Genomic DNA, 25,194 nt, shown 5'->3' on the forward strand with positions numbered 1-25,194 from the left:
GAACATGTCGCCTAAACGGCGGACCAGCCTCCGTCGATCGACAGTGTGGCGCCGTGAATGTTGGCGGCGTCGTCACTGGCCAGGAACACCACGGCGGCCGCAACCTCTGCCACGGTGCTCATCCGTCGCGAGGGGATCCGGGCCAACACCGGCGCCACATGCTCTTCGAACTCCGCGTTGCGTTCGGTCCGGATCGGTCCGGGGGCAACGGTATTGACGCGCACACCCGAGGGGCCGTATTCGTCGGCCCACGACTTGGACAGCGAGTGGACGGTGGCCTTGGTCGCGCTGTACAGCGCCGAATTCGCCGAGCCGATCAGCCCGCTGATCGAACCGACGTTGACGATCACGCCGCTGCCGCGCTGCGCCATGGCGGGCGCCAGCGCACCGGTCAGCAGGAACGGGGCGAACACGTTGATCGCGAACGCGTCGCGAATCTGTTCCTCGGGAACCTCCGCGGTGGGCGACGGCATCAGGATCATGGCGGCGTTGTTGACCAGGATGTCGAGCGGACCTCCGGCGGCGGCTGTCGCCTCGGCGGCCAGTCGGGTGACCTCGGCCCCGCCGGCGCCCAGATCAGCGCCGATGAACGCCGCCTGACCGCCCGCCGATTCGATGCGCCGCACGACGTCGTCGCCGCGTTTCGGATCGCGCCCGCTGACCAGGACCGATGCTCCGGCTTCGGCCAAAGCGGTGGCGATGCCGGCCCCCAGTCCGGCGGTAGAACCGGTGATCAATGCTGTGCGGCCCGCAAGCCGCGTACTGTTTGGACTCATGAGTCCAGATAGTGCGCCTATCAAAATGGACCCGCAAGTCCAGAAACTAACGAGCAAAGGGGCGGCCACCCGGTGGCGGATCATCGAGGGCGCCGCCGCCGAGATCCGCACCACCGGGGTATCGGCCACCACCCTCGATGACATCAGGGCGCGCACCCAGACGTCCAAGAGTCAGCTGTTCCACTACTTTCCCGGCGGCAAGGAGCAACTGCTGCTCGCGGTGGCCGAACACGAGGCCGCGCGGGTGCTGGCCGATCAGCAGCCCTACCTGGGTGAGCTCACGTCCTGGGCGGCCTGGCAGCGCTGGCGCGACGCCGTGGTCGATCGCTACCGCCGCCAAGGTCAGCACTGCCCGCTGGCGGTGCTGATGTCCGAACTCGGGCGGACCACGCAGGCGGCCCAAGCGGTCACCTCGTCGCTGATCCGGCAGTGGCACGCCGAGATCGCGACAGGAATCCGCGCGATGCAGCAGGGCGGCAAGATGGCGGCGCGTATCGACGCCGATTCGGCGGCAGCCGCCCTCTTGGCGGGCATCCAGGGCGGCGTCGGCATCCTGCTCGCCACCGGCGACCTCAGCTTCTTGGAGGCCGCCCTGGACCGTGGCATCGCGGCGCTCCGCGCCGAGGCCTGACCTAACCGGCCAGCGGTATCGGCTCCCCGGCTCGTCCGAACACCATCGATTCGGTGATCTGGTCGAACCGGAAGTCCAGGGCGTCGGCGAAATAGTTCTGCCGGACATTCCAGGGCCGCTTGGTGCCTGACCGCGGGAGCGCATGCGGCGCCCGCAGCACATAGCCGGCCTGGATGTCCCACGCCGACTTCTCGGCCATCGGTTCATCGCCCAGATGCGGGTAGGCGTGGGTGTAGCCGCGAGAAGCCATGTACGCCAGCAGTTTGGCGGTGGCTCGGGCGGTGATGTCGGCACGCAGCGTCCAGGAGGCGTTGGTGTAGCCGACGCACCAGAACAGGTTCGGCACGTCTTCGAGCATGTGCGCCTTGTAGACGAATCGGTCGGTGGACTTGATCTCGTTGCCGTCCAAGCTGATCCGCACCCCGCCGAGCGCCTGCAACTGTAAGCCAGTGGCAGTGACGATGATGTCGGCATCCAGATGCGCCCCGGACTGCAAGGCGACCCCGGTGGCGTCGAAGTGGTCGATCCGGTCGGTGACCATCTCGACTCGCCCGGCGCTGATCTCGGCGTAGAGGTCAGCGTCGGGAATCAGACACAGTCGCTGGTCCCACGGTTCATACGGCGGCTTGAAATGAGTGTCCACGGCGTAACCCGGGGGCAGATTCTGTACGGCCGTGCGACGCAGGATCCGCTTCAACAGCCGGGGAGTCTTGCGGGCCAGGAACCAGACGTAGCCCTCGAACAGGGCCAGCACGAACCGGATGATCGGGTGAGCCAACTTGCGGGGCAACAGCTTTGTGACCACATCAACGAAACGGCTATACATGCTCGCCGAGATCAGATACGTCGGGGTGCGCTGCAGCAGGGTCACGTGGCCGGCGTGCTCGGCCAACGCCGGGACCAGTGACATCGCGGTGGCGCCGCTGCCGATCACCACCACCTTCTGGTCGGTGTAGTCCAGATCTTCGGGCCAGTGCTGGGGGTGCACCAGCGTCCCCGCGAACGTTTCAGATCCCGGGAAGTCCGGGGTATAGCCCTCGTCGTAGTTGTAGTAGCCGGAGCCGAAGAACACGAACCGGCCGCGGTAGGTCCGCTGGGTTCCGTTCTCGTCCGCCGTCACCGTCCAGGTATCGGTCGCCGAATCCCAATCGGCCGCGGTGACGTGGTGGTTGAACCGAATGTGCTCGTCGATGCCGTGCTTGCGCGCGGTGTCGGTCAGGTAGTCGCGGATCTCGTCGCCGTTGGCGACCCGTTCGCGCCGGGTCCAGGGTTCATACGGCAGGCACAGCGTGAAGATGCTGCTGTCCGAGCGCACCCCGGGGTAGCGGAACAAGTCCCAGGTCCCGCCGATGCGCTCACGCCGTTCCAGGATGACGTAATTGGTGCCGGGGTTGCGTTCGGCGATGCGGTACGCCGCGCCGATACCGGAGATGCCCGCTCCGATGATGACGACGTCCACGACCTCTTCGGTAGTCACGAGCCCCAGCCTAAGCACCGAGCGGCGGTCGGACCAGCGGTACCGGTTACCGGTAGTTCACGAACTGCAAGGCCACGTCCAGGTCGGCGCCCTTGAGCAGCGCCTGGACCGCCTGCAGGTCGTCGCGCTTCTTCGACGACACCCGGATTTCGTCGCCTTGGACCTGGGACTTGACGCCCTTGGGACCCTCGTCGCGGATCAGCTTGTTGATCTTCTTGGCGTGCTCGGCGTCGATGCCCTGCTTGAGGCTGCCGCTGACCTTGTAGGTCTTGCCCGACGGCTGCGGGTCCCCGGCATCGAACGCCTTCATCGAGATGTCGCGGCGGATCAGTTTCTCCTTGAACACGTCGACGGCGGCCTTGACCCGCTCTTCGGTGGAGCTGACCAGCTCGATGTTCTCCTCGCCCTTCCAGGCGATGGTGGTGTCGGTGCCGCGGAAGTCGAACCGGGTGGCCAACTCCTTGGCGGCCTGGTTCAAGGCGTTATCGACCTCCTGCCGGTCGACCTTGCTGACGATGTCGAACGATGAGTCCGCCACGAGACCTGTCCTCCCTTCGAGTTGTGCTGGCCGTTTGTGTCTGAGGTACATCCTCGTTGTACTCTGCTAGGCGCACTACGGCAGGTTGCCCGAGCGGCCAATGGGAGCGGACTGTAAATCCGTCGGCGGAAGCCTACACAGGTTCGAATCCTGTACCTGCCACCACAGGTCAGGCCCCCTTTCGGGGGGGCCTGATTGTTTTCACGGAGAACTGGCCGGCGTGATCCCGTGGTGCAGTTCGGCGACGTCGGGGTGGGCCCGAGTACGTGACTTCCAGGCGTTCTCGCCGTAGGTGTCGAAGATGGGGTTGTCCGGATCGGTCTCGACGCCCCGCGCCAGGGCGGCTAGCTCAGCCGGCAGAGTGATACGCGGCACGGCGGCATCCAGTGCCGGGTTGAGGAAGTACGGGATGGAGATCCGGTCAGTGCCGGGTTGAGGCGAGCGCACCCGGTGCCGCGTGGCCCGCAGGTAGCCGCCGGTCGCGACTTCGAGCAGTTCGCCGATATTGACGATGAACGCACCGGCCATCGGGGGAACATCGACCCAGTCGCCAGGCGATATCGCTACTTGAAGGCCTTCGGAATCCGGCTCGACGAGCAGCAGGGTCAAGACGCCCGAGTCCTTGTGGGCGCCGACGCCCTGGCCGGAATCGGAGCTCGCCGGATAGCGGACGATCTTGATCAGCGTTGCCGGCGACGCTGCGAAGGCCTCGTCGAACAGGTCCTCGGCGGCCCCCAGCGACGCCGCCCAGTGCCGGAGCAGTTGCAGCCCCACCGAGGACAGCGACCGGTCCCACGCTTCGAATGCCGAGCGGAAAGAGGCGGGCCGCACGGGCCACAGGTTCGGGCCCTGCAGGTGCCAGTACCCCTGTGCGTCGGGTAGCGCGGGGCGTTCAGGGCCGATATCGATCTGCTCGCGCCAGTCGACGCGACCGTTGGTCAGCTCGCCGCCCAGGCGTGAATAGCCCCGGAACTGCGGGCTTTTCAACTGGCTGATCTGGTTCTTCTCCGCCTCGGGCAGCTCGAAGAACTGCCGGGCCAGCTCAAGGATCTCGGTGATCTGCTGGTCGGCTAGGCCGTGGCCGGTGAGGTAGAAGAAGCCGCAGGTGTGCGTGGCCTCCCGTAACGCCAGGCGAAACGCCGCCGTATCGGTATCGGCGTCGGCCAGGTCAAGCACGGGCAGCATCTACAGATCGCCGGAGAAATCAGCGGTCAGCCAGCGGTCGGGGCGGATGGTGAACAGCACACTGGAAGCGCCGTCCATATTGGCCGCGAAAGCCCTGCCGCCCTCGTCGCCCAGGTAGCGAATCGCGATGGCCTCGCGCTGCGGCAACGGGGCCGGCGTGGCCGCACCGACCACGGTGCCTTCGACAACTACGTACTGGTAGGGCAGCTCTTCGCGCTGCACCACCAGCGTCACCACCCCGGCCTGCTCGATCAGCTTGGCCTTTCGCCGGCCGGCACCGGTATTGACCAGGATGTCGCCACCGGGGGTGTAGTCGTACCAGATCGGGACACTGGCCGGGGGCCGGCCATCGGTGGCGGCGACGGACAACACCGCGATGTGCTTGTCGGCGAGAAACTGCTGACGCTCGGACTCTGTGAAGGCTTTAGGCATATCGGCTCGAACAGCGGTGGACGCTTCGCTATTCCACTTACACTCCGGCGACACCTGCCGACAAGGAGCCCACAATGCCCGCAGCGGACCTCGTTGTCACCGGCACGATACTCACGGTCAACGACGCGCAACCGACTGCCGAGGCACTGGCTGTCAAAGATGGGCGCATCGTCGCGGTCGGTGACCGCAAAGACGTGGACGCGCTCATCGGCCCCGAAACCCAGGTGTTCGACATCGGCGACGGCTGCGTGTTGCCGGGCTTCGTCGAAGCCCACGGCCATCCCCTGATGGAGTCGGTCGTGCTGTCGGACCGGATGCTCGACATCCGGCCGGTCACCCTGACCGACGCCGACGCTGTGGTGGATCTGGTTCGCAACGAGGTTGCCGCGCGCGGCGCCGAGGGGGCGTACGCGGTCGGCTGGGACCAGCTACTGCAGCCGGGCCTGCCCGAACCCACCGTGGCCTGGCTGGACGGCGTCGCCCCCGACAGCCCGCTGGTGATCGTGCACAACTCGGGTCACAAGGCGTACTTCAACAGCGTCGCCGCACGGCAGGCCGGGCTGAATCGCGACACCCCCGACCCGACCGGTGCCAAATACGGCCGCGACGGCGCCGGCGAACTGGATGGCACCGCGGAAGAGACCGCCGCACTCATTCCGTTGCTGGGCAAGGCGATGCTGCCCGGCGATTCCCCGGCGATGTTGCGTGCCGAATGCGCGCGGCTCAACCGGGCCGGGCTGACCACCTGTTCGGAGATGGCGTTCTCGCCGCATTTCCAGCCGTTGGTGCAACACATGCGCGACGAACTGACGGTGCGACTGCGCACCTACGAGATCTCCAACCCGGAGTTGCGCACCGATGCGTCGCCGGGGGACGGCGACGACATGCTGCGCCAGGTCGGCATCAAGATCTGGGTGGACGGTTCACCGTGGATCGGCAACATCGACCTGTCGTTCCCGTATCTGGACACCGAGGCCACCCGCACCATCGGCGTCCAACCGGGATCCTGCGGCCACGCCAACTACACCGGCGAACAGCTGAGCCGCATCGTCGAGGCGTACTTCCCGCGCGGCTGGCAGATGGCGTGCCATGTGCACGGCGACAACGGGGTCGACACCATCCTCGACGTCTACGAGGACGTGCTGCGTCGACACCCGCGCCCCGATCACCGGTTGCGGCTCGAACACGTCGGCGCTATCCGCCCCGAGCAGCTGCGCCGGGCCGCGGCGCTGGGCGTCACGTGCAGCCTGTTCGTCGACCAGCTGCACTACTGGGGTGATGTTCTGGTCGACGGGCTGTTCGGGCAGGAACACGGCGCGCGGTGGATGCCGGCGGCCTCGGCCGTCGCGGCGGGTATGCGTATCTCGCTGCACAACGATCCGCCGGTCACTCCCGAGGAGCCGTTGCGCAATATCAGCGTCGCCGCCACGCGGCGCGCGCCCAGCGGGCGGATCTTGGCCCCCGATGAGCGGCTCACCGTCGAGCAGGCGATCCGGGCGCAGACCCTCGATGCGGCCTGGCAGCTGTTCGCCGACGAGGTGATCGGCTCGCTGGAGGTGGGCAAGTATGCCGACCTGGTGGTGCTTTCCGCGGACCCCCGCGCCGTCGCCCCGGAAGCGATCGCCGAGCTTGACGTACGCGCTACGTTCCTGGCCGGCCGCCAGGTGTACTGAGAAGAGAGGCCATGAGGCCATTTAGAGGAGAAATAGGGGTCCAAAGGCCTCTGGTAGCTCAACGGTGGTAAGGCTAACCTTCCTTGCATGAGCTTGCCGATGCCCGACCGCAAAACCGCTGATCTGCCCGGCCACTGGCTGTTCGCCCGGCTGGGCAAACGGGTGCTGCGCCCCGGCGGGCTCGGACTCACCCACCGGATGCTGGCCGATGCGCAGCTGGCCGGCGCCGACGTCGTGGAACTCGCACCCGGCCTGGGCCGCACCGCGAAAGAGATCCTGCGCAGCGGCCCCGGCACCTACACCGGCGTCGAGGCCGACGAGAACGCCGCCGGCGTGGTCCGGTCGGTGGTCGGTGAACGGGGCCGGGTGGTCACCGGCGAGGCGTCGAAGACCGGCCTGGAGGCCGACAGCGCCGACGTCGTCATCGGCGAAGCGATGCTGACCATGCAGACCAACGCGCACAAGGCCGACATCATCGCGGAGGCTTTCCGGGTGCTGCGGCCGGGAGGTCGCTACGCCATTCACGAGATGGTGCTGCAGCCCGCCGACGTGCCCGAGGCCGTCAAGGATGAGGTCCGCACCGCGCTGGCCCGCTCCATCAAGGTCAACGCCCGGCCGCTGACCGCCGCGGAGTGGACCGAGTTGCTCACCGAGGCCGGCTTCACCGTGGAGAACATCTCCTATGCGCCGATGGCCCTACTGGAGCCGCGCCGATTGATCGCCGACGAGGGCCTGTTCGGGGCGTTGCGGTTCGTGGTCAACGTGCTGCGCGATTCCGACGCGCGAGCCCGGGTGCTCAACATGCGCGCAACATTCCGTCGCCACCGCAACAACATGGCCGCTATCGAGGTGATTGCCGCCAAGCCCGCCTGACCGGCTTGCCATGATGGTCAGGTGACAACCCGCGACCGCGACGATTCGGGCCGTCCCCGCAACGCCCGCCCGCGTGATCGGCTGGGCCGCCCGCTGCCCCGCGGCAGCCAGGGCGGGGTCGAAGGTGTTCCCGACGACCTCGACCTGCCGCCGGCCCAGATGCTCGCCTATGCGCAGCTGTTGCTGGACGACGGGCTGGCCTTCAACGCCCACGAGGTGCTCGAAGCCGCCTGGAGCCCTCGAGCGTGAACTGTGGCAGGGGTTGGCGGAGCTGGCCGTCGGCGTCGCCCACGTCCAGCGTGGCAATGTGGCCGGCGCGGTCAGTCTGTTGCGCCGCGGCGCTGAACATCTGGCGACGGTGCGGCCCCCGGCCCCGTTCGGGATCGATCTGGCCGGATTGCTGGGCTTTGCAGCGCATTTGGCCGACGACCTGGCGGCCGGTGTCGAGATCGCCCCGCAGCGGCTGCATCCGCGGCTGGTCGCGTGAGCGCCCCGATTCGCTGGACGCTTGCCGACGGCCGCGACCTACTGTTCTTCGCCCTGCCCGGCCACACCCCGGCCCCGGTCGCCGATCGCCGGCCGCTGTCTGCCCGTGATCCCGAGCCGTCGCAGTTGCGCTTCGACCGCACCACCGGCCAGTGGGTGATCATCGCCGCGCAGCGCCAGGACCGCACCTACAAACCCCCCGCCGAGGCCTGCCCGCTGTGCCCGGGACCGAGCGGGGAGACCAGCGAGGTGCCGGCGGCCGACTACGACGTCGTGGTCTTCGAGAACCGGTTCCCCAGCCTGGCGGGATTTCGGCGCGATAATGACCGCTCAGCGGGAGAAACCGCGCCGGAACCGTTCGTTTCCGCACCGGGCAACGGCCGTTGCGAGGTGATCTGCTTCTCGGCCGATCACACCGGTTCGTTCGCCGACCTGCCGGCGGCCCATGCCCGGCTGGTGGTGCAGGCGTGGCGGCACCGCACCGCCGATCTGTTAACCCGCCCGGGCGTCGAGCAGGTGTTCTGCTTCGAAAACCGCGGCGAGGAGATCGGGGTGACGCTGGCTCACCCGCACGGCCAGATCTACGGCTACCCCTACTTGACTCCGCGAACCGCCGCGATGCTGGCTCAAGCGCGTGCGCATCGAGTTACGCACGGCACCAATCTGTTTGCCGATCTGTTGGCGGCCGAGCGTGCCGAGGGCGCTCGGGTGGTGGCGCAGACCGAACACTTCACCGCGTTCGTGCCGTTCGCCGCCCGCTGGCCGGTGGAGGTGCACCTGTATCCGAATCGGTGGGTGCACAACCTGACCGACCTGACCGACGACGAGCTCGACGACTTTGCGACCCTCTACCGAAACCTGTTGGGCCGCTTCGACCGTATCTACGACGCCCCGCTGCCGTACATGGCCGCACTGCACCAGTACCGTAGCGACGGCGCCCAGTCCGACGGCTACTTTCACGTCGAGCTGATGTCGATTAGACGCAGCGCCACCAAACTGAAATATCTGGCGGCCTCGGAGTCGGCGATGGACGCGTTCATCGCCGATGTCACCCCGGAGTCCGTGGCGGCTAGGCTGCGTGAGCTGTGATCACCTACTCCGCGCCGGGCCGGGTCAACCTGATCGGCGAACACACCGACTACAATGGCGGTTTCGCGCTGCCGATCGCGTTGCCGCAGCGCACCAGCGTCACCTTCACCCCGGCCGAGACCGACACACTCACCGTGCTCAGCGACCGTGCCGAGGCACCGGTGAGCATCCCGCTGAACACCACGCCCGGGCAGACCAGCGGCTGGGGCGCCTACGCCGCCGGGGTGATCTGGGCGCTGCGCGACAATGGTTTTGCGGTCCCTGGCGGCACCATGGAGATCCGCAGCGACGTACCGATCGGCTCGGGCCTGTCGTCGTCGGCGGCTCTGGAATGCGCGGTGCTCGGCGCCTTGGCGTCGGCGGCCGGTCTGAACATCGATCGGATCGAGCAAGCCCGGATCGGCCAGCGCGCCGAAAACGACTATGTCGGAGCACCAACGGGGTTGCTGGATCAGCTGTCCTCGCTGTTCGGCGAGGTGTCCAGCGCGCTGCTGATCGACTTCCGGGACATTGCCGTGCACCCCGTACCGTTCGACCCGGACGCGTCCGGGGTGACCCTGCTGCTGCTCGACTCCGGTCAGCGGCATGGCCACGTCGATGGCGAGTACGCCGCCCGGCGCGCCTCGTGTGAACGGGCCGCCGCCGGATTGGGGGTCGCATCGCTGCGGGAGGTCCAGCACCGCGGTGTCCAGGCGCTGGATGTGCTCACCGACCCGGTCGATGCCCGGCGCGCCCGGCACGTGCTGACCGAGAACGAGCGAGTGCTGGATTTCGTTGCCGCGTGTGCCGAGTTGGACTTCGCCGCTGCCGGAGGCTTGTTCACGGCGTCGCACGCCTCGATGCGCGACGACTTCGAGATCACCACCGAGCACATCGACCTGATCGCCGACAGTGCGGTGGCCGCCGGCGCGCTCGGCGCCCGGATGACCGGCGGCGGGTTCGGGGGCTGTGTGATCGCGCTGGTTCCCGCCCAGCTCACGTTGAAGGTGGGCGACGCGGTGCGCGCCGCGGTCACCGACGCCGGATACACCGAACCGGAGGTGAGCCGGGTGTATGCGGCGGCGGGGGCGGGCTAAGCCGAAGGTGTATGGTTGGTGTATGTCACGCACCAACATCGATCTCGATGACGAGCTCACCGCCGAGGTGATGCGCCGCTTCGGTGTCACGACAAAGAAGGCTGCCGTTGATCTCGCTCTGCGGCGCCTCGTCGGTGCGCCGTTGAGCCGGGAGTTCCTCTTGAGCCTCGAAGGCGTCGGTTGGGCGGGTGACCTCGATGCGATGCGCGATGAACGACCCGGCGAATTCGGATGATCCTGGTCGACACCTCGGTATGGATCGAATACTTCCGGGCAACCGGGTCGGCAGCAGCATGTGAAGTACGGCGCCTACTCTCCGACGAACCCGATCAGGTGGTGACCTGCGAGCCGGTCGCGATGGAGATCTTGGCCGGGGCGAGCAGCGACGACGCCTACCGAAAACTTGAGCGGCTGGTAAACGGTCTGCCGTCGTTGACGGTCGAGACGGCAACCGACTTTCGTTCGGCCGCTGATATTTATCGCGCGGCCCAACGCACGGGTCAGACGATTCGCAGTATCAACGACTGCCTGATTGCTGCGGTTGCGTTGCGCCATCATGCCCAGGTTGCGCACCGGGACGCCGACTTCGACGTCATTGCCGAGATAACCGGCCTGATGACCACATCGCTGCGCTGACCGGGATCAGATCCCGTAATCGGGCAGGTCGAAATCGTCGCGCACCGTGCCGGCGAACAGCTGCGTTAGCATTCGCAGGTTCATCGCCCGTAGCGCGAGGTTGCGAAGCCACAGACCGAAACGCGTTCGGGTGGCAAAGAATCCGAGCAGCCGTGCAGCGTTGGACTGCTTGGTCTCGATCAACGGGCGCAGCCGCGCCTCGTAGGCGTCGAAGGCGCGCAGGTGGTCACCACCGGCGCGGTGCAGCTCGCCGGCCAGCACATAGGCCTCGGTGATCGCCAGGCCGGTACCCTCGCCGCCGAGCAGCGAGATGCACCCGGCGGCGTCGCCGATCAACAGCACTCGGCCCCGCGACCAGTGGTTCATTCGAACCTGGCTGACCACGTCGAAGTACAGGTCCTCGGCTCCGCCGGTGTGACCGGCTTGTCCGTCGATGGCGGCCAGCAGCTGCGGGCACTCCCAGCCGGCATCGGCGAACCGGTTGTGCACCTGGGCGTGCGGATCTGAAACATCGGGGGAGGCGTCGCGGAACACGAACAAAGCCAGGGTGCGGTCTTCGCGCAGCGCCACGCGTGACACCTGCCGGTCGGGAACTGCGTACGTCACGTAGGCCAGTTCGTCGCGGGGCCGGTAGCCCTCGACGACGGCGGCGGCCACCTTGCAGCCGAGGTAGTGCTCGAAATCGGCATCCGGGCCGAACACCAACCGGCGCACGTTGGAGTGCAGCCCGTCGGCGCCGATCACCAGGTCGAATTCGCGCGGCCCCGCATGGCCGAAGGTAAGGCGAACGCAGGTGTCGTCCTGGTCGACGGCGGTAATGCTGTCGCCGTAGATCATCTCGACATGCTCGGCGACGGTGGCATGAATGGTGTCGGCCAGGTCACCGCGCGGCAGGCTGGTGAAGTCGTCCCCGAGCAGCTGCCGAAAGACGTTGGTGTCCAACGTGGCGAGGGTATGGCCGTCGGCGCCGACCGTGCGGACAGAGTCGATCTGGTAGCCCTTGTCCAGGATTTGCGCCTCAAGACCCATCCGCCTCGCCACGGTGTAGCCAACGCCCCAGAAGTCGATCATGTAGCCGCCGGAGCGAAAAGCCGGCGCGCGCTCGATCACGGTCGGGGTGTGGCCGGTGCGGTGCAGCCAGTACGCGAGCGCGGTCCCGGCCACTCCTGCACCGCTGATCGCGATCCGCATCGGCTCAGATCATCTCGTTCTCGGTCAGCCAGCGCATCACCGGCCAGCCGATGAACACCGGCAGCCAGCAGGTCAGAACCCGGTAGAGCAGCACCGACGGGACCGCCAGCGCGGCCGGCACACCGAAGGCGGCCAGCCCACCGATCAGGGCGGCCTCCACGGCTCCCACCCCGCCGGGCGTCGGCGCCGCCGAGGCCAGGGTGCCGCCGACCATCGTCACCACCGTGACGGTGACGAACGATGTGTTGCCGCCGAAAGCCTCCACGCTGGCCCACAGCGCCAGCGCCGCACCCAATGTGGTGCCGGCCGCGCCCAATACGATCAACGCCAGTCGCTTGGGTTCGCGGGCCAGGTCCACCAGATCCCCGGTGACTTCCTTGAGGCGTGGCCGCAGTGCCGTGGTCAACCACCGGCGCAGGTTGGGCACCAGCAACACAATGCCGGCCAAGCCGAGCGCCACACCGGCGATCAGGTACAGCATGGTCGCACCGGGTACGAAGTGCGACAGATCCGTTGAGGCGCCCGCGGCGGTGGTGAAGATGACCAGCAGGATCACGTGCACGATCACCTGCACCGACTGCTGTAGGGCGACCGCGGCGGTCGCGCGCAAGGTGCTCAGGCCGCCCTTCTGCAGGAACCGGGTACTCAACGCCAGGCCGCCGACGCCGGCTGGGGTGGTGGTGGCCGCAAAGGTGTTGGCCACCTGCATGATCGCCAGATTGCGAAAGCTGACCAAGCCGTTGGCGCATGCCCACAGCGCGCCCGCCGCGCCGACATAGGTCAGCGACGAGACGATCAGCCCGACCAACGCCCACCACCAGTTCGCCTGCCGCAGTTGGGAGAAGAAGGTGGGCACCTGGCTGATGAAGGGATAGGCCACATACACCAGGGCAACGAGCAGGATCAGCTGAATCAGCTGGCTGCGGGTGAACCGGGTGATGGTCTTGGTCTGGATCTGATCGGTGCCGGTCTGACGCTTGACCTCCTCGCGGGTAGCGGCGATCACGGTGCCGAGGTCGGGGATGGCATTGCGAAGCCGCGCGGGCACCGCGGATTTGGTGAGGCGCCGCGAGGCGGCCAGCACGGCGGTGCGGCCGAAGTATTCGATGGCCGCTTCCACCGCCGCGGCCGCGTCGTACAGCGATGACGTGGTCACCAGCAACTGGGCGATGTCGGATTGCAGTTGGGTGTCGGTGGCGCCGTACTCGGCGTTGCCGAAGCCGCCGAAGAGCACCTGGCCGTCGTCGACGGTCATCTCCTTGCTGCGCAGGTCACCGTGCGAGATCTGCTGATCGTGGAGGCGCCGCAAGGATTCCCACGGCTTTGCCACCGGTGTGGTGGCGGTGCATTTAACGATCGGCGTGCCCCGGGGCGGGGTGTGGGCATACAACGTCCAGCCCCGGTCCAGGGAGGCGACCGCGACGGTGTTGGTGTTGGCGAACCCTGCATCGGCGATCGAGATCGCCATCAGCGCGCGATGCTCCACGGCGCGGTGCAGCGAGGCGTGCAGCGGCGCGGTCTCAGTGGTGCGCAACCGGAACTTGCGCCAGAGCTGTCGCAGCGCGCCGCCACTGCGCTGGTTGGGGCCGTACAACTCGATGATCACCGGGTGGTCGCCGACGGTCGACAGCACCAGCGGGCCGGGCCCGGCCGGCCGGATGACGGCGAGTTCGGAGACGGTGTGGCCGTGACGGGCCAGGGTGCGGACGGCGCCGTCCAGCGGCACCTCCAGCGCGGGTGTGCCGACGATCAGGATCACCAACGCCCCGACGAACCATCCGACGGCCAGCCCGAGCAGCGAGCGGGCCGGGACGATCGCGCTGACCACCAGGTGGATCGGCACGAACGCCAGCAGCAGTGCCCACCACCAGCGTCGCCAGCGGGCCGGCAGCCAGGGGCCGGAGACGGTGAGCATGGCGGCAAGCATGGCGATCCACCGCGGGTCGTCGAGGAACTGCGCCAGCGTGGTGGCCAGCCGATCGGAGAGGTCGAAATGCCAATTCGGTGCGGCCATGCCGGTGCTGCGGATCGACAGTGACACCACCGCGAGCAAACCGGCCACGGCATAGGCTCCGAGCAGCTTCCATTGCCGGGAGGCCACCAGCCCGATCAGGATCGCGAACGGCAACACCAGGATCGCGATGCCGTAGGCGAGGTAGACCAGGTTGGCGTGGACGGGGGAGAGCACCCCGACGATCTGGGATACCGACCGCTCGAGTGCCACCCACTCGTAGCGGGTGACCAGCGAGCTGGTGATGACAGTCGCGAGGAAGAGTGCGGCCAGCACCAGACGCAGAATGTCGTTGGTGCGTCGGGTCAGCGGCTGCAGCAGGTTGCCGGTGACGGCGACGTCGCGCCCCTCAACTCGCATGATCTCTTTCGGTCCGTCTCATGCCGCATCGCGTGGCGGCTCGCCACAACTTAACCGGTGAGCTGCGGTGGGGGGTTAATTTGTCGGCCGCCTCGCCGCCGCGTCATCCGGGTTGAGTCCCGTCCGTCACATCTGTCACCGACGAGAGGGTATGTGGTGTGCGCCCGGCTTTGAGCGACTGCAGAGTTGCAGCGCTCCACCCCATTGCCGCGCCGCGTCGATATGTCCTACTCACTGTCTGACATAACGCTGGTTGTCGCTCCAAGGTGGGCGCACAATCACATGGTCCGAAGCGGTGACGGTTGGGGTTATTGAGGTGACGACGGTTTCTTAGGGGGCGACGACGTACCGCTGCCGGGTCAGACCGGGAAGGTCACCCCGGTCATCTTCTCCGACTCCTCCCACAGCCGGCGCCATAGCCGCTGGTCTTTCGACAGCTTGCTCGACGGGCACGGCCCCATCGTGCCGCGCATCTGGTTCAGCTTCGTGGGCCCCCAATAGATGTCCGGGTCGGCGTCGGGGACCGTCGCGGCAAACAAGGTCGACTCGGCGCCTCGCTCCGGCGGCTGGCCGACCAGCGGCAAACCGTACCTGGTGATCACACCGATGAGGGTCTTGTCGTTGTCGAACAGGTCGGTACTCGACACCCCCGGATGCACGCCAAAGGAGCGCAGCGGCGAGCCGGCCGCGACCAGCCGGCGCTGCAGCTCCCGGGCGAACATCAGGTTGGCCAGCTTGGACTGCGCGTACGCCAGGTTGCGCTGGTAGAGGCGGTGCGCATAGTTGAGGTCGTCGACCCAGAACTTCGGGGTCTGCTTGTGCGCGATGCTCGACACCGTCACCACCCGGTCACCGATCCGATCCAGCAGTAGGCCGGTCAGCGCGAAGTGGCCAAGGTGGTTGACGCCGAACTGCGTCTCGAAGCCGTCGACGGTGCGTCGCATCGGGATGTTCATGATCCCGGCGTTATTGACCAGCACATCGAAGCCGCCCTGCTGCGCGGCGAATTCGCGCACCGACGCCAGGTTGCCCAGATCCAGTGCCGCCACCCGGACGTCACCGTCGATTCCGTCGGCGATCTCCTGGGCCTTGGCCGTGTTGCGGCAGGCCATCACCACGCTGGCGCCCTTGGCGGCCAGGGTGCGGGTGACGACCTCGCCCAGGCCACCGTTGGCGCCGGTCACCACGAAGGTGCGGCCGGACTGATCGGGGGTGTCTGAGATTGTGAAAGACATGCTGGTCACCGTACCTGCCGGTGGGGGTCGACGACGCTCACGCCCGGTGCAGTAGCGCGGTGACAACGACTGGAGGAATGACGGCCAGGGCAATCGTCAGGGGTGTCGCCAGGTAGCCGATGAGCATGCCGAGCCCGATTTGAGCAACCTTGGCGCCACCGGTCTGCCACATGAAGAAGCCGGTCGGCACCACGATCAGGGTGGCGATGCCGAACAAGTACAGCTGGGCGATCCAAAAAGGAACAAATATCCACGTTGCGGTCTCGACGATCGCGATAGTCCCCAGTGCGGCGAGGAAACCGTGTGGGCCGTAGCGGGCTTCGGTAGTCGGGCTGGTCATGCGCCGCTCTCCAACCACGGCAAGAAAATCAGTGCGTAGGCCAATCCACTCATGAAGATCACCACGGCCGATCCGCAGACAGCCAGACCTACAGCGTGTCGACGCGGTGATTCCGCGCGCAACAACACGGTGCCGATCACCAGAGCTGCGGTGGTCGGCACGATGAGCGCGGCCGTGGCCAGGTAGCGAAACGCTGTCCCGTAGGCGAGTGGCAAGCCAGTCAGCGACAGCCAGCCGATACCGATTATCGCCGCGAGGACGAGTTGGACGACGAGCGGTGCTGATCGGGTGGCGGTGCGCCAGAAGGCGGGGTCGCCATCTCGGATATGGGCCAGTATTGCGCTGGGCATGCCTCGGCTCCTTTGTCGATCAGGCGGGAACTCCGCCGGGCTTTCCCGACGGTGTGGGTACCGACGGTGGCGCGGTGGTCGGTCCGAAATCTATGACAGGAAGCGGAGTTCGGACGTCGAACCGGGGATTCCAGCTCCCAGCGTGGTCGAAGGGCGCGAACGCTTTGCCGCCGATTCCGAGGTCATGGTGGAAGGGCAGATTGAGCATGGGGCCGTTGATGCTTCCGGATTGAGCCGGGTCGAGCAGTACCGTCCGGGTGCTGCCGCCGGGCAGATCCTGGTAGACCTCCAGAGACGGGTAATCCGTGCGGGTACCGTCGACATGTACGCCACCCGGGCCGGGGGTGAACACCAGGTCGCCGTTCACGCTCAATCGATGGTTGCCGAACGGGCCGCGCGGATCGGTCGTGGCACTCGGCGCCAGTGGGTTTCCGGCGTCGTACTTGATGCGCACCGATCCATCCGGGGCTTGCATGACGCTGCCCTGGGGGACACCGACTTCCACGCGTGCGGGGGAGTCGTCGGCGTTGAGCTCGACTGATGGGTTCTGTCGCATCACCACAACGCCGTTGTCGTAGTCGATATAGGTGGTGACCTTGGTGTCCTCGGGATCGAAACGTGAGTTGGAGCCCCGGTCGTTGCCGGCGTCCCGTGAACCCAAGCGGTTGACCCACGGCTGCTCGATCCACTGCGACGTACGCACCACGCCTTGCCCGGGCACCGGATCGATCCGGGCCACCCGGACTTCGGATTCCACGCCCTGGAACTTGGGGTCGTAGGTATGCGCGTCGAGTGCGGCGGCGGTGGTCCAATCGGAGTCCGACACCGGATCGCGGCCGACTACCTTTCGGAAGGCATCGATCTGATTGAGCCGGCGTGCGTCATCAGAGGCTGGGCCTCGTTTGAAGGAGTGGTTGACGGCTCGGATAGTCGGCCGTTGCCGGTCCTCGACCGAGTAGCCGCCGCCTAGGGAGCGCACCGACCGCGCGCGGGCCTGGCTGTCGGCGACGGTGTCGGCGATCACCTGGTGAATGTCGTGGGTCTTGGCGGTCAAGAACCGCTGGAACTGCCGGGCGCCGGCGGGAGTGTCCAATGCCAGCGTGCGATGGCGGGCCAACGCTTCGCGGATCTCGGCCTCGATGCTGTCGAGCCGTTTGTGCCCCAGCAGAGCCACCTGCGCGGCACCGCGCACCGTGGCCAGGAAAGCCCGGTCGGCTTGTACGGACCTTTGCAGTCGCCGCGCCAGGACATCCTCGCGTGCTCGCGCGGCATCGGCGTGGGCGCCGAGTTCCTCGGGCATACCGGCGACGCTAGTTCAGCGACGACCATCCCGGTATTCACCCGAGGCCGCGTCTCGGGCCTCAATCCTTGAAATACACCAACTGATGCGTGCTGGCCAGCAGCCGGCCGGCCCGTGACCACAGATGCGCACTCTGATCGAAGTATCCGCGCGAGAACCGATTGGCGTGCGCGCTTGCCAGCAGGAAATCGCTTCCGAGCGCATCGATTTCGCCTTGGTCGGCGTGAAAATATGTGGTCAGGGAGATAGTGCCGGCTGGCAGGAAGCGGCCGCTGCGCAGGAACACCCGAGGGAAGAACACGTCCGACAGGCACGCCAAGGCCGCGAAGTCCAGCGGCCGGTCTTCGGCGTCGCGCACCCACAACGTGGTGGTCGACGATGCGCTGGGCTCTAACGCCTTGAGGGGCACCGGTCCGTCGGTGAAGCGCATGTCGTAGCGGTTGGCCCAGACGATGGCGTCGACGAATTTGCCGGGGGCGACGTCCTCGGGAGCGGGTGCGCTCGGCGGGTGGCTTTCGTCGTCGGCCCAGGTGTCGCGGTGCAGGCCGAACAGCGCGGTGGCGGTGGTCTTGACCTCGTCGCCCTGGCGAAGCTCAAGCATCCAGTGCTGGTTGCTGCGGTTGGTGCGGGCGGCCCGCAGGCAAATGTCGAACTCGCCGTCGGTGATCGGTGCGGCGAAGTTGACGGTCAGCGCCAGCGGGTCGCCGATGCGTTCGGGGTGGGACTCGACAGCGCGCAGTAAGACTGCCGCGGTGATCCCGCCGAACGGCCCGACCATGTTGGCCCACTCCGGGTGGGTCACGCCGCGAAATGTCCCGGCGTCGACGGTCTCGAGCTGCATGGCACGGTCGAAGGGGTGTGGTTTCACAGGAGTCCTTACCGGTGAGCGGAGCGGTCCCGGTCACGCTATCGCGGGCGATGCGCGCACCCGAGCCCCGTGTCTGGCGTCAATACCGCGGACCACATTCGCCCCATCCGTATCGTCCGCGAGCGAGTAGGGTCTGTTCGAATTAGATATCGCATGCGCTACTGGTGATCCGCTGCGAACCGGGTGATAGCGCATGCGACATCGTTGTCGAACATGACTACACCCGACGATGGGGGTGCGCATGTGGCACCTGGGGATTCGAGGCTCGGCAGCGAACTGCTCAGCCGTGATTCGTTGCGGTGACCACCCAGGTACGGCCGGGGAACTGCACCACACCATCGACCCGCTGCCGGCGCAGCTCGTCACGCAACTCCTCGACCACACCGGCCCAGCCGTCAGCACCCAGCTTGCCCTCCAGTTCGGCGCGGGCCTGCTGTCCGGTGCGGTTGGCCAGGATCAACGCCAGACGTTCCTCGACGCCGTCGCTACCGCCGATACCGAAGTTGCAGACCCCGTCGAACGCGGCCAACGCGACGTCGGTCCAGCCGGCTCCGGTCAGGACGGTTCGCACCCGGTCGGGATTGCCGAAAGCCAGCGGGCCGGGCGCGCTGGGATCCAGCGCCGCCGGAGGTGACTCCAATTTGGCGGCCAGGACATCGATGCCCGCGGTGAACATCGGATTGTCGCCCTCGCGCCAGCACACGAACGCCAGCCGGGAGTCCGGGGCCGCCGCGTGGCGGATGTTGGTGAACGCGGCCACCGGATCGTCGAAGAACATCACCCCGAACCGGGAAATGACCCGGTCGAATGATGCGCCGTCCGTGGCGGCACGCAGGTCCATGGTCTGGGCGTCGCCGAGCATCACGGTAGCCTCGGGAACCCGGCGTCGCGCCGCCGCCGCCATCGGCTCGGAGATATCGACGCCGAACGGGACGGCGCCCAGGGCTGCGGTGCGCTGCAGCAATGTGCCGGAGCCGCAGCCGATGTCGAGCACCCGCTGGCCCGCGGTGATGCCGGCGGCGTCCACTACCGCGTCGGCGAACGGCGCCAGCACCGCCTCGAAGATCGCCGCGTTGTCCACCCAGTCGATGCCCTGGGCAGCCCAGGCCTGCTGCTGTTCCTCGTTCGCCATGACCTCAGCGTAGGGGCCGAAAGTCAGGGTGGATGTCGCGCGGCCCATGATGTTCTCTAGGCCAACACCTCGGCGAAGGAATCCCGCATGCCCGACGCTCCGCTGCGTGACGAGCACCTTGAGCTGCTGCGCCGTCGCGCGTTGACCGAGGACGCGGCCCGACCAGACGCGGTACGACGCCGGCACGACGCCGGGGGCCGTACCGCCCGCGAGAACATCGCCGACCTGGTCGACCCCGGGACCTTTGTGGAGTACGGGCGGTTCGCGATCGCGGCCCAACGCGCCCGCCGCGACATCGACGACCTCATCGCCAACACCCCCGGCGACGGCCTGCTGGGCGGTACCGCCACGATCAACGGCGCGCTGTTCGGACGCGAACGCGGCGCCTGCGCCGTGTTGTCCTACGACTACACCGTGTTGGCGGGAACCCAGGGCGCGATCGGCCACTTCAAGAAGGACCGGCTGTTCGAGCTTATCGAACGGATGCGCCTGCCGACCGTCTTCTTCGCCGAAGGCGGCGGTGGCCGACCCGGTGACACCGACTACCCGACGGTGTCGTCGCTCGACGTACCGGCATTCGCCTTGTGGGCCAAGCTGTCTGGGCTGGTGCCGCGGATCGCGGTGGTCAAGGGCCGCTGCTTTGCCGGTAACGCTGTGATCGCGGGTGCCTCGGATCTGATCATCGCGACCGCGGACACCTCGATCGGCATGGCGGGTCCGGCGATGATCGCCGGCGGCGGATTGGGCCACGTCGCACCCGATGACGTGGGCCCGTTGTCTATGCAGGCACCCAACGGCGTCGTCGATGTGGTGGTGGCCGATGAAGCCGAGGCGGTCGCGGTCACCAAACGGGTCCTCGGCTACTTCCAAGGTGCTATCGCCTCCGGCTCTGCGGCAGACCAGAGCGCCTTGCGCACCATGATTCCCGAGCGGGCACGGCGCGCCTATCCGCTCAAGCCGATCATCGAGACCATCGCGGACGACGATTCGGTGACGTTCCTGCGGGAGAAGTTCGCGCCCGAGATGGTCACCGCACTGGCTCGTATTGACGGCCGCCCGGTCGGGATCATCGGCAACAACACCATGGTGATGGCCGGGGCCATCACCGCCGCCGCCTCCGACAAAGCCGCACGTTTCCTGCAGTTGTGCGACGCCTTCGGGCTGCCGGTCGTGTCGCTGGTCGACTGTCCCGGCTATATGGTCGGCCCCGCCGCCGAAGCAGAAGCACTGGTACGTAGGGCTTCTCGGCTGTTGGTGGCCGGCGCGGCATTGCGGGTACCGCTGATCGCGGTCATCCTGCGGCGTGGCTACGGGTTGGGTGCCCAGGCCATGATGGGCGGCAGCCTGCACGAACCGGTGCTGACCGTGGCTTGGCCGAGCGCGCATCTGGGGCCGATGGGACTCGAAGGTGCGGTCCGGCTGGGGCTGCGCAAAGAACTGGACGCCATCGCCGATGCCGATGAGCGGGAGGAACGCGTCCGGCAGGCCACCGCCGTTGCGCAGGAGAATGCCAAAGCGCTCAACGCCGCAACACTTTTCGAGATCGACGACGTCATCGATCCCGCCGAGACTCGTGGTCTGATCGTCGCAACACTGGCGGCGTCGGCCGGCTTCGGGCGCGACGTGCCAGCGCGGCGGTTCGTCGACACGTTCTAAAGGGCGGGCCTCGGTCAGGGCAGCCGGCCCAGCAACACGAAGGCCGCCGCAGCGAACAGCACGGCATTCACAGCCACGCTTTTCGGCTCCTGCAGTCGCGAGTGCGCCCAGGCCGCCCCGACCATCACGACGCACAATCCCGCGGCGGCCAGCGGGGTCAGCATCTGCCCGATCCCGGTGAGGCCGGGCGCGAGGAGTCCGACGGCCGCCAGCAGCTCCATCGCGGCGGTGAAACGCACCACCGGCATGGGAAACATCGCCACCCCGGTTTGGCCGGTGTCCAGCAGACGCTCGCGCGTCATGGTGAGTTTGGCGCCACCGGAGGCGGCGAATAGCGCGGCCAAGGCGAATTGGGCAGTCCACAGTGCGACGTTCATGGTTTCAGTCCTTCCGGTTTGGGGTGTTCATCTGCTAGGACGGAAGGTGGCCGGCGAATGTGACAGTTCGCTGGTGTCACACTCGCCCCCGCGGAATCGTCTAGATGACATGAGCAGGTACCAGACCATCTGCTATGACCGGTGCGACAACGTCGGAACCCTGACGTTGGCGCGACCGGAGAAGCGCAACGCCATCAACCCGGCAATGCGCGCGGAGTTGGACCATCTCGGCAGACAGTTGCTGGCCGACGAGACCCTTCGCTGCCTGATCGTCACCGGCGACGGCCCGTCCTTCTCGGCCGGCATCGACCTGGTCGAAGACATGGCCGGGACGTTGACCGCGTTTGCCGAGCGACCCGTTGATGACGAGACCGTGGAGCTGGGCCTACGCGTGGCCGGCACCTTCGAGTGGATTCCCCAGCTCGGCTGTCCCAGCGTCGCAGCGGTTCGGGGACACGCCTACGGGGCGGGCCTGCAACTGGCACTGGCCTGCGACTTCCGTATCTTTACCCACGACGCCCGGGTCGGCTTGACCGAAACCCGCTACGGTCTGCTGCCCGACATGGGCGCCACGTTCCGACTCCCGCGGCTCATCGGGGAGGGGCGAGCACGAGAACTGATCCTGTTCGGTGAGGTCATCGACGCCGCGGAGGCGCTGCGCGTCGGACTGGCCAACCGTGTGGTCGGCGACGACGAACTCGATTCCGCGGCTAGTCAATTCGCCGAACGGCTCGCGCGTCAACCGCAGATCGCCGTCCGTGGGGCGCGGCGTGCCATCGTTGCGGGCCGTCGGGGCGACGACGCCGCCAGCCTCCGCGCCGCGGTCACCGAACAGGCCCGCTGCTTGGCATCCGACGAGTTTCGCCACGCCAACCCGAACCAGACAAGGTGATGCCGTGACCACCGATCTGCCCTACATCGACGAGCACACGCTACGGATCGACGCGCCGCGCAACGTGGTGTGGAGCGCCCTGCAGCGCTATGTCGAGGCCATGTTGCTTGGCAATGAACGCAATCCGCTGCTCGCGCCGCTCGGCCTGCAGCCCCGCGCCGGCTTCGGTGTGACTGAAAGCGTTGAGCCGCAACGACTCGCACTGGCCGGGCAGCATCGCTTTTCGCGCTACCGGCTGGTGTTCGAGCTCACCGAGGAGCAGGCGGGTGCGACGCGCGTGCACGCCCACAGCTACGGAGCCTTCCCCGGACTTCATGGCGGCGTCTACCGTGCCTTGGTCATCGGAACGCGAATGCACGTCGTCGCGACGAATTACCTGTTGCGCGGGATTCGCGCGGTGGCAACCGGTTAGCAGTCGCCCCGGTCAGGCCGCCGGGCGCAGATCCCGATCACCGCTGGCCGGCAGCGGCGCCGGACGATTGCGCACCGGCGCCCACCCGACGTAGGTCAGATACAGTCCGATCAGCGCGAACAGCACATAGGCGGCGCGTGTCCAGCCTTCGGCGTGCATCGCAATGTTCGCGGTCGACATACCGGCGTCGGGAAACACGCTCAGCGCGAACCCTTTGATCGCGGTGATCCAGCCCGTCACCGACACGAGGATCGCCGCCGCGCCACGCCAATACGGGTGAAATGCCACCACGATCAGGCCGGCTAACAGCGTGAATGCCCCAGCCACCCACAACAACAACGGGTCGGTCCCGTAGTCCGAGGCTCGTTCCCATACCTGCGGGGCGCGAAAGATCGCCGTCGCGGTGAGGATGACGAGGAAAGGACCGATCACCCGGGCGAACATCCGCGTCCGGGCCGCAGATTGCTCTGACACACTCATCGCACTGCCCTCCTGGACCTTATTTCTCCAGGTTACGAGCATTGTATGGCCGCCGCCAGCACCGCCAGCCCCTCCAGGGCCGTGTCAGCGACCGGTGGTGGTGTCCAGCGTCAGCTCCCAGGCCGACAGCCACGGCGTGATGGTCTGGGCGATCGAGAAGGGGTGCGGGTCTTCACACTTGGGCTCGGAGTAGGTGCCGTCGGACACCGCAGTGTAGATGCCGACTGCTTCGGCGGCGCCGTCATCGCGCAGTCGGTACACCGGCCCGCCGGAGTCACCGCAGGTACCGCCGGCCTCAAACCGGACCTTGTTCGCCTCGCTGGCTACTGCCGGACCGCACATCGGCCCGCCACTGCGGATTCCGTAGTGACACAGCACATCACCGACAGAGACGTACTCGGCCACCCCGATGACCGGATGCCCATCGACGACCGACGTCAAGGGGATCTTGCCCGGATCGTTCAGGGTGATCAGTCCGATGTCGTAATCGTCCCAGTTGCTGCCGTCGCTGACCGTCTCGGTGAAGGTGCCAATGGTGCGATAGGCGAAGGCGCCGCCGTAGCGGATCTCCACCTGCCCGGGCCCGCCGCCCGGGTTGCAATGCCCGGCGACCAGCAGGCCGGGTCGGCCGTCGCGAGTGTGCACCAGGAATCCGGTGGTGCAACTGATGCCGGCTGCGTCGCCGCCGGGAGAGACGTTGATGCCGATGCCGGGCCCGATCGCGTGGGCCATCGGGATCGGGATCACTGGGTGCGCCGGGTGGGTGCGGTTCACCTGGTAGAGGCCGATGAAGATCGCGGCGACGACGACGGCGGTCCCGATCCGCCATGCCGCCGTCTTCAGCGTGTCCCAGCGGCGCCGTTCCGTCACCGTCGCAACGGTAGATGGCGCTGCTACGAGTGGCGTGAGCGCCAATGCGTTCGACCCCCTACCCAATATGAGCATGCTAATGTATGAGTATGTCCGGGTTGGAGCGTCGACTTCAGATCCTGATTGATGACGAACGTCATCGTCGGATCACCTCGTTGGCACGCGAACGCGGCGTATCAGTGGCCACCGTGGTGCGCGAAGCCATTGACCGCGGTCTCGCGGGTCCTGTCGACCGCCGCAAATCCGCCGGTCAGCGCCTTCTCGATGCTCCCGATATGGACGTTCCCGAGCTACCGGCACTCAAGCGGGAACTGGACGAACTGCGTGGGCGACGCGGATGATCGTGCTGGACACCACGGTGCTGGTCTACGCCAAAGGTGTCGACCACCCGTTCCGGGATCCATGCCGTGCGTTGGTCGCGGCGGTCGCCGCCGGACGCATTGAGGCGACCACTGCTCCCGAGGTGATTCAGGAATTTGTCCACGTGCGTGCTCGACGACGTGGTCGGACTGATGCCGCTGCGCTGGGGCGCAGCTACGCTGAGCTGCTCGCTCCACTGCTGACCGTGACCGCCGACCACCTCGAGCGGGGGCTGGCGATGTTCGAGACGACCCCCAGCGTCGGGGCCTTTGATGCGGTGCTGGCGGCCGCCGCCAAGTCCGCCGGGGCAATCCTCGTCTCCGCCGACAGTGGGTTTGGCGATCTCCCGGACATCACCCATGTCCTGCCCGACACCGCGGGCATTGGCAACCTGCTCGGCGATCGTTGAACTGCCCGTAGGCTGGCCAGATGTTGCGTCCTGCAAGTTGGACCGAACTAGCGGGTGTAAGTCCCGTCCCGGTAGGCAC

General features: G+C 67.1%; 28 protein-coding genes, 1 tRNA gene and 1 pseudogene. 14 read left to right on the forward strand and 16 right to left on the reverse strand.

Going from position 1 to position 25,194, the window contains the following annotated elements:
* Positions 1–11: 11 nt before the first annotated feature.
* Positions 12–776 (reverse strand): SDR family NAD(P)-dependent oxidoreductase, encoded by a 765-nt coding sequence (locus tag BN4346_RS24475; RefSeq protein ID WP_067966922.1) that lies wholly within the window; start codon positions 774–776, stop codon positions 12–14.
* Positions 777–801: 25 nt separating this feature from the next.
* Between BN4346_RS24475 and BN4346_RS24480 the strand changes: the two genes are divergently transcribed.
* On the forward strand, positions 802–1,407 hold the full coding sequence (locus BN4346_RS24480) for a TetR/AcrR family transcriptional regulator (protein WP_067966927.1): 606 nt from the start codon (positions 802–804) through the stop codon (positions 1,405–1,407).
* A gap of 1 nt (position 1,408) precedes the next feature.
* On the opposite strand, the gene BN4346_RS24485 is transcribed toward BN4346_RS24480, so the two are convergent.
* Positions 1,409–2,893: a flavin-containing monooxygenase gene (locus tag BN4346_RS24485; RefSeq protein ID WP_067967548.1), complete on the reverse strand. Its 1,485-nt coding sequence runs from the start codon at positions 2,891–2,893 to the stop codon at positions 1,409–1,411.
* A gap of 37 nt (positions 2,894–2,930) precedes the next feature.
* Positions 2,931–3,422, reverse strand: coding sequence for a YajQ family cyclic di-GMP-binding protein (locus tag BN4346_RS24490; RefSeq protein ID WP_067966930.1), 492 nt, complete (start codon positions 3,420–3,422; stop codon positions 2,931–2,933).
* Between the two features lie 79 nt (positions 3,423–3,501).
* On the opposite strand from BN4346_RS24490, the gene BN4346_RS24495 reads away from it, so the two are divergent.
* Positions 3,502–3,587: transfer RNA gene (locus BN4346_RS24495), tRNA-Tyr, on the forward strand.
* A gap of 36 nt (positions 3,588–3,623) precedes the next feature.
* On the opposite strand, the gene BN4346_RS24500 is transcribed toward BN4346_RS24495, so the two are convergent.
* Together BN4346_RS24500 and BN4346_RS24505 are read right to left on the reverse strand one after the other, a co-directional pair.
* Entirely contained in the window at positions 3,624–4,607 is a 984-nt protein-coding gene (locus BN4346_RS24500) for an isopenicillin N synthase family dioxygenase (RefSeq protein ID WP_067966933.1), read from the reverse strand.
* Positions 4,608–5,039 carry a pyridoxamine 5'-phosphate oxidase family protein gene (locus tag BN4346_RS24505; protein ID WP_067966938.1) on the reverse strand — a complete coding sequence of 144 codons (432 nt, stop codon included), beginning with the start codon at positions 5,037–5,039 and terminating at the stop codon, positions 4,608–4,610.
* Positions 5,040–5,113: 74 nt separating this feature from the next.
* On the opposite strand from BN4346_RS24505, the gene BN4346_RS24510 reads away from it, so the two are divergent.
* The 7 genes and pseudogenes from BN4346_RS24510 to vapC all read left to right on the forward strand — a co-directional run bounded on the left by BN4346_RS24510 (position 5,114) and on the right by vapC (position 10,872).
* Positions 5,114–6,712 (forward strand): amidohydrolase, encoded by a 1,599-nt coding sequence (locus BN4346_RS24510; RefSeq protein WP_067966941.1) that lies wholly within the window; start codon positions 5,114–5,116, stop codon positions 6,710–6,712.
* 87 nt (positions 6,713–6,799) lie between these two features.
* Entirely contained in the window at positions 6,800–7,585 is a 786-nt protein-coding gene (locus BN4346_RS24515; protein WP_067966944.1) for a class I SAM-dependent methyltransferase, read from the forward strand.
* Positions 7,586–7,606: 21 nt separating this feature from the next.
* A pseudogene (locus BN4346_RS24520) lies at positions 7,607–8,072 on the forward strand (DUF309 domain-containing protein).
* Positions 8,069–9,160 carry a galactose-1-phosphate uridylyltransferase gene (gene galT, locus BN4346_RS24525; RefSeq protein ID WP_067966947.1) on the forward strand — a complete coding sequence of 364 codons (1,092 nt, stop codon included), beginning with the start codon at positions 8,069–8,071 and terminating at the stop codon, positions 9,158–9,160. Before BN4346_RS24520 ends, galT begins: the two are co-directional and overlap by 4 nt.
* The gene (locus tag BN4346_RS24530; RefSeq protein WP_067966950.1) at positions 9,157–10,236 is read left to right on the forward strand and encodes a galactokinase; all 1,080 of its coding nucleotides are present in this window, start codon (positions 9,157–9,159) and stop codon (positions 10,234–10,236) included. The genes galT and BN4346_RS24530 overlap by 4 nt, the downstream gene beginning before the upstream one ends.
* A gap of 22 nt (positions 10,237–10,258) precedes the next feature.
* Positions 10,259–10,471: a type II toxin-antitoxin system VapB family antitoxin gene (locus BN4346_RS24535; protein ID WP_208863205.1), complete on the forward strand. Its 213-nt coding sequence runs from the start codon at positions 10,259–10,261 to the stop codon at positions 10,469–10,471.
* A complete protein-coding gene (gene vapC / locus BN4346_RS24540) occupies positions 10,468–10,872 on the forward strand; it encodes a type II toxin-antitoxin system VapC family toxin (protein ID WP_067966953.1) in 405 nt (134 codons plus the stop codon). Before BN4346_RS24535 ends, vapC begins: the two co-directional genes overlap by 4 nt.
* A 6-nt stretch (positions 10,873–10,878) precedes the next feature.
* Here vapC and BN4346_RS24545 read toward each other — a convergent pair whose 3' ends face one another.
* From BN4346_RS24545 to BN4346_RS24580, 8 genes are all read right to left on the reverse strand, one after another.
* Positions 10,879–12,063, reverse strand: a complete 1,185-nt coding sequence (locus tag BN4346_RS24545) for an FAD-binding domain (RefSeq protein ID WP_067966956.1) — start codon at positions 12,061–12,063, stop codon at positions 10,879–10,881.
* 4 nt (positions 12,064–12,067) lie between these two features.
* Positions 12,068–14,434 carry a lysylphosphatidylglycerol synthase transmembrane domain-containing protein gene (locus tag BN4346_RS24550; RefSeq protein WP_067966958.1) on the reverse strand — a complete coding sequence of 789 codons (2,367 nt, stop codon included), beginning with the start codon at positions 14,432–14,434 and terminating at the stop codon, positions 12,068–12,070.
* 359 nt (positions 14,435–14,793) lie between these two features.
* Entirely contained in the window at positions 14,794–15,669 is an 876-nt protein-coding gene (locus BN4346_RS24555; protein WP_067967555.1) for an oxidoreductase, read from the reverse strand.
* A gap of 37 nt (positions 15,670–15,706) precedes the next feature.
* Positions 15,707–16,009, reverse strand: coding sequence for a hypothetical protein (locus BN4346_RS24560; protein ID WP_067966961.1), 303 nt, complete (start codon positions 16,007–16,009; stop codon positions 15,707–15,709).
* Positions 16,006–16,359 (reverse strand): hypothetical protein, encoded by a 354-nt coding sequence (locus BN4346_RS24565; protein WP_067966964.1) that lies wholly within the window; start codon positions 16,357–16,359, stop codon positions 16,006–16,008. Before BN4346_RS24565 ends, BN4346_RS24560 begins: the two co-directional genes overlap by 4 nt.
* A gap of 19 nt (positions 16,360–16,378) precedes the next feature.
* Positions 16,379–17,659 (reverse strand): DUF4226 domain-containing protein, encoded by a 1,281-nt coding sequence (locus BN4346_RS24570; RefSeq protein WP_067966967.1) that lies wholly within the window; start codon positions 17,657–17,659, stop codon positions 16,379–16,381.
* 61 nt (positions 17,660–17,720) lie between these two features.
* Positions 17,721–18,500 carry an acyl-CoA thioesterase gene (locus BN4346_RS24575; protein WP_208863272.1) on the reverse strand — a complete coding sequence of 260 codons (780 nt, stop codon included), beginning with the start codon at positions 18,498–18,500 and terminating at the stop codon, positions 17,721–17,723.
* A gap of 307 nt (positions 18,501–18,807) precedes the next feature.
* Positions 18,808–19,659 (reverse strand): class I SAM-dependent methyltransferase, encoded by an 852-nt coding sequence (locus tag BN4346_RS24580; RefSeq protein ID WP_067967558.1) that lies wholly within the window; start codon positions 19,657–19,659, stop codon positions 18,808–18,810.
* Positions 19,660–19,746: 87 nt separating this feature from the next.
* Here BN4346_RS24580 and BN4346_RS24585 point away from each other — a divergent pair, with 87 nt between their 5' ends.
* The gene (locus BN4346_RS24585) at positions 19,747–21,315 is read left to right on the forward strand and encodes an acyl-CoA carboxylase subunit beta (RefSeq protein WP_067966976.1); all 1,569 of its coding nucleotides are present in this window, start codon (positions 19,747–19,749) and stop codon (positions 21,313–21,315) included.
* Between the two features lie 14 nt (positions 21,316–21,329).
* Here the strand turns inward: BN4346_RS24585 and BN4346_RS24590 are convergent, their stop codons facing one another.
* Positions 21,330–21,692, reverse strand: a complete 363-nt coding sequence (locus BN4346_RS24590) for a DoxX family protein (RefSeq protein ID WP_067966979.1) — start codon at positions 21,690–21,692, stop codon at positions 21,330–21,332.
* A 109-nt stretch (positions 21,693–21,801) separates the two neighbouring features.
* Here BN4346_RS24590 and BN4346_RS24595 point away from each other — a divergent pair, with 109 nt between their 5' ends.
* Together BN4346_RS24595 and BN4346_RS24600 are read left to right on the forward strand one after the other, a co-directional pair.
* The gene (locus BN4346_RS24595) at positions 21,802–22,584 is read left to right on the forward strand and encodes an enoyl-CoA hydratase/isomerase family protein (protein ID WP_067966982.1); all 783 of its coding nucleotides are present in this window, start codon (positions 21,802–21,804) and stop codon (positions 22,582–22,584) included.
* Positions 22,585–22,588: 4 nt separating this feature from the next.
* The gene (locus BN4346_RS24600; protein WP_067966985.1) at positions 22,589–22,996 is read left to right on the forward strand and encodes a hypothetical protein; all 408 of its coding nucleotides are present in this window, start codon (positions 22,589–22,591) and stop codon (positions 22,994–22,996) included.
* A 12-nt stretch (positions 22,997–23,008) separates the two neighbouring features.
* Here the strand turns inward: BN4346_RS24600 and BN4346_RS24605 are convergent, their stop codons facing one another.
* Together BN4346_RS24605 and BN4346_RS24610 are read right to left on the reverse strand one after the other, a co-directional pair.
* Positions 23,009–23,476: a hypothetical protein gene (locus tag BN4346_RS24605; RefSeq protein ID WP_067966989.1), complete on the reverse strand. Its 468-nt coding sequence runs from the start codon at positions 23,474–23,476 to the stop codon at positions 23,009–23,011.
* A gap of 84 nt (positions 23,477–23,560) precedes the next feature.
* Positions 23,561–24,346: a S1 family peptidase gene (locus BN4346_RS24610; RefSeq protein WP_235653508.1), complete on the reverse strand. Its 786-nt coding sequence runs from the start codon at positions 24,344–24,346 to the stop codon at positions 23,561–23,563.
* An 89-nt stretch (positions 24,347–24,435) separates the two neighbouring features.
* On the opposite strand from BN4346_RS24610, the gene BN4346_RS24615 reads away from it, so the two are divergent.
* Both BN4346_RS24615 and BN4346_RS24620 read left to right on the forward strand, forming a co-directional pair.
* Positions 24,436–24,687 (forward strand): antitoxin, encoded by a 252-nt coding sequence (locus tag BN4346_RS24615; RefSeq protein WP_235653509.1) that lies wholly within the window; start codon positions 24,436–24,438, stop codon positions 24,685–24,687.
* Positions 24,684–25,115, forward strand: a complete 432-nt coding sequence (locus BN4346_RS24620; RefSeq protein WP_067966995.1) for a type II toxin-antitoxin system VapC family toxin — start codon at positions 24,684–24,686, stop codon at positions 25,113–25,115. The genes BN4346_RS24615 and BN4346_RS24620 overlap by 4 nt, the downstream gene beginning before the upstream one ends.
* Positions 25,116–25,194 lie beyond the last annotated feature (79 nt).

It is taken from the genome of Mycolicibacter icosiumassiliensis, from assembly GCF_900078685.2.
GTDB classification, from domain to species: domain Bacteria; phylum Actinomycetota; class Actinomycetes; order Mycobacteriales; family Mycobacteriaceae; genus Mycobacterium; species Mycobacterium icosiumassiliensis.

Excerpts from the sequence above, each read along its gene's own strand:
- BN4346_RS24575 (WP_208863272.1), bottom strand. The coding sequence starts at position 18,500 with ATGCAGCTCGAGACCGTCGACGCCGGGACATTTCGCGGCGTGACCCAC.
- BN4346_RS24565 (WP_067966964.1), bottom strand. The coding sequence starts at position 16,359 with ATGCCCAGCGCAATACTGGCCCATATCCGAGATGGCGACCCCGCCTTC.
- BN4346_RS24500 (WP_067966933.1), bottom strand. The coding sequence starts at position 4,607 with ATGCTGCCCGTGCTTGACCTGGCCGACGCCGATACCGATACGGCGGCG.
- BN4346_RS24605 (WP_067966989.1), bottom strand. The coding sequence starts at position 23,476 with ATGAGTGTGTCAGAGCAATCTGCGGCCCGGACGCGGATGTTCGCCCGG.
- BN4346_RS24480 (WP_067966927.1), top strand. The coding sequence starts at position 802 with ATGGACCCGCAAGTCCAGAAACTAACGAGCAAAGGGGCGGCCACCCGG.
- BN4346_RS24505 (WP_067966938.1), bottom strand. The coding sequence starts at position 5,039 with ATGCCTAAAGCCTTCACAGAGTCCGAGCGTCAGCAGTTTCTCGCCGAC.
- BN4346_RS24560 (WP_067966961.1), bottom strand. The coding sequence starts at position 16,009 with ATGACCAGCCCGACTACCGAAGCCCGCTACGGCCCACACGGTTTCCTC.
- BN4346_RS24550 (WP_067966958.1), bottom strand. The coding sequence starts at position 14,434 with ATGCGAGTTGAGGGGCGCGACGTCGCCGTCACCGGCAACCTGCTGCAG.
- BN4346_RS24515 (WP_067966944.1), top strand. The coding sequence starts at position 6,800 with ATGAGCTTGCCGATGCCCGACCGCAAAACCGCTGATCTGCCCGGCCAC.
- BN4346_RS24555 (WP_067967555.1), bottom strand. The coding sequence starts at position 15,669 with ATGTCTTTCACAATCTCAGACACCCCCGATCAGTCCGGCCGCACCTTC.
- BN4346_RS24580 (WP_067967558.1), bottom strand. The coding sequence starts at position 19,659 with ATGGCGAACGAGGAACAGCAGCAGGCCTGGGCTGCCCAGGGCATCGAC.
- vapC (WP_067966953.1), top strand. The coding sequence starts at position 10,468 with ATGATCCTGGTCGACACCTCGGTATGGATCGAATACTTCCGGGCAACC.
- BN4346_RS24570 (WP_067966967.1), bottom strand. The coding sequence starts at position 17,659 with ATGCCCGAGGAACTCGGCGCCCACGCCGATGCCGCGCGAGCACGCGAG.
- BN4346_RS24510 (WP_067966941.1), top strand. The coding sequence starts at position 5,114 with ATGCCCGCAGCGGACCTCGTTGTCACCGGCACGATACTCACGGTCAAC.
- BN4346_RS24545 (WP_067966956.1), bottom strand. The coding sequence starts at position 12,063 with ATGCGGATCGCGATCAGCGGTGCAGGAGTGGCCGGGACCGCGCTCGCG.
- BN4346_RS24585 (WP_067966976.1), top strand. The coding sequence starts at position 19,747 with ATGCCCGACGCTCCGCTGCGTGACGAGCACCTTGAGCTGCTGCGCCGT.
- BN4346_RS24620 (WP_067966995.1), top strand. The coding sequence starts at position 24,684 with ATGATCGTGCTGGACACCACGGTGCTGGTCTACGCCAAAGGTGTCGAC.
- BN4346_RS24590 (WP_067966979.1), bottom strand. The coding sequence starts at position 21,692 with ATGAACGTCGCACTGTGGACTGCCCAATTCGCCTTGGCCGCGCTATTC.
- BN4346_RS24615 (WP_235653509.1), top strand. The coding sequence starts at position 24,436 with ATGTCCGGGTTGGAGCGTCGACTTCAGATCCTGATTGATGACGAACGT.
- BN4346_RS24595 (WP_067966982.1), top strand. The coding sequence starts at position 21,802 with ATGAGCAGGTACCAGACCATCTGCTATGACCGGTGCGACAACGTCGGA.
- BN4346_RS24475 (WP_067966922.1), bottom strand. The coding sequence starts at position 776 with ATGAGTCCAAACAGTACGCGGCTTGCGGGCCGCACAGCATTGATCACC.
- BN4346_RS24535 (WP_208863205.1), top strand. The coding sequence starts at position 10,259 with ATGTCACGCACCAACATCGATCTCGATGACGAGCTCACCGCCGAGGTG.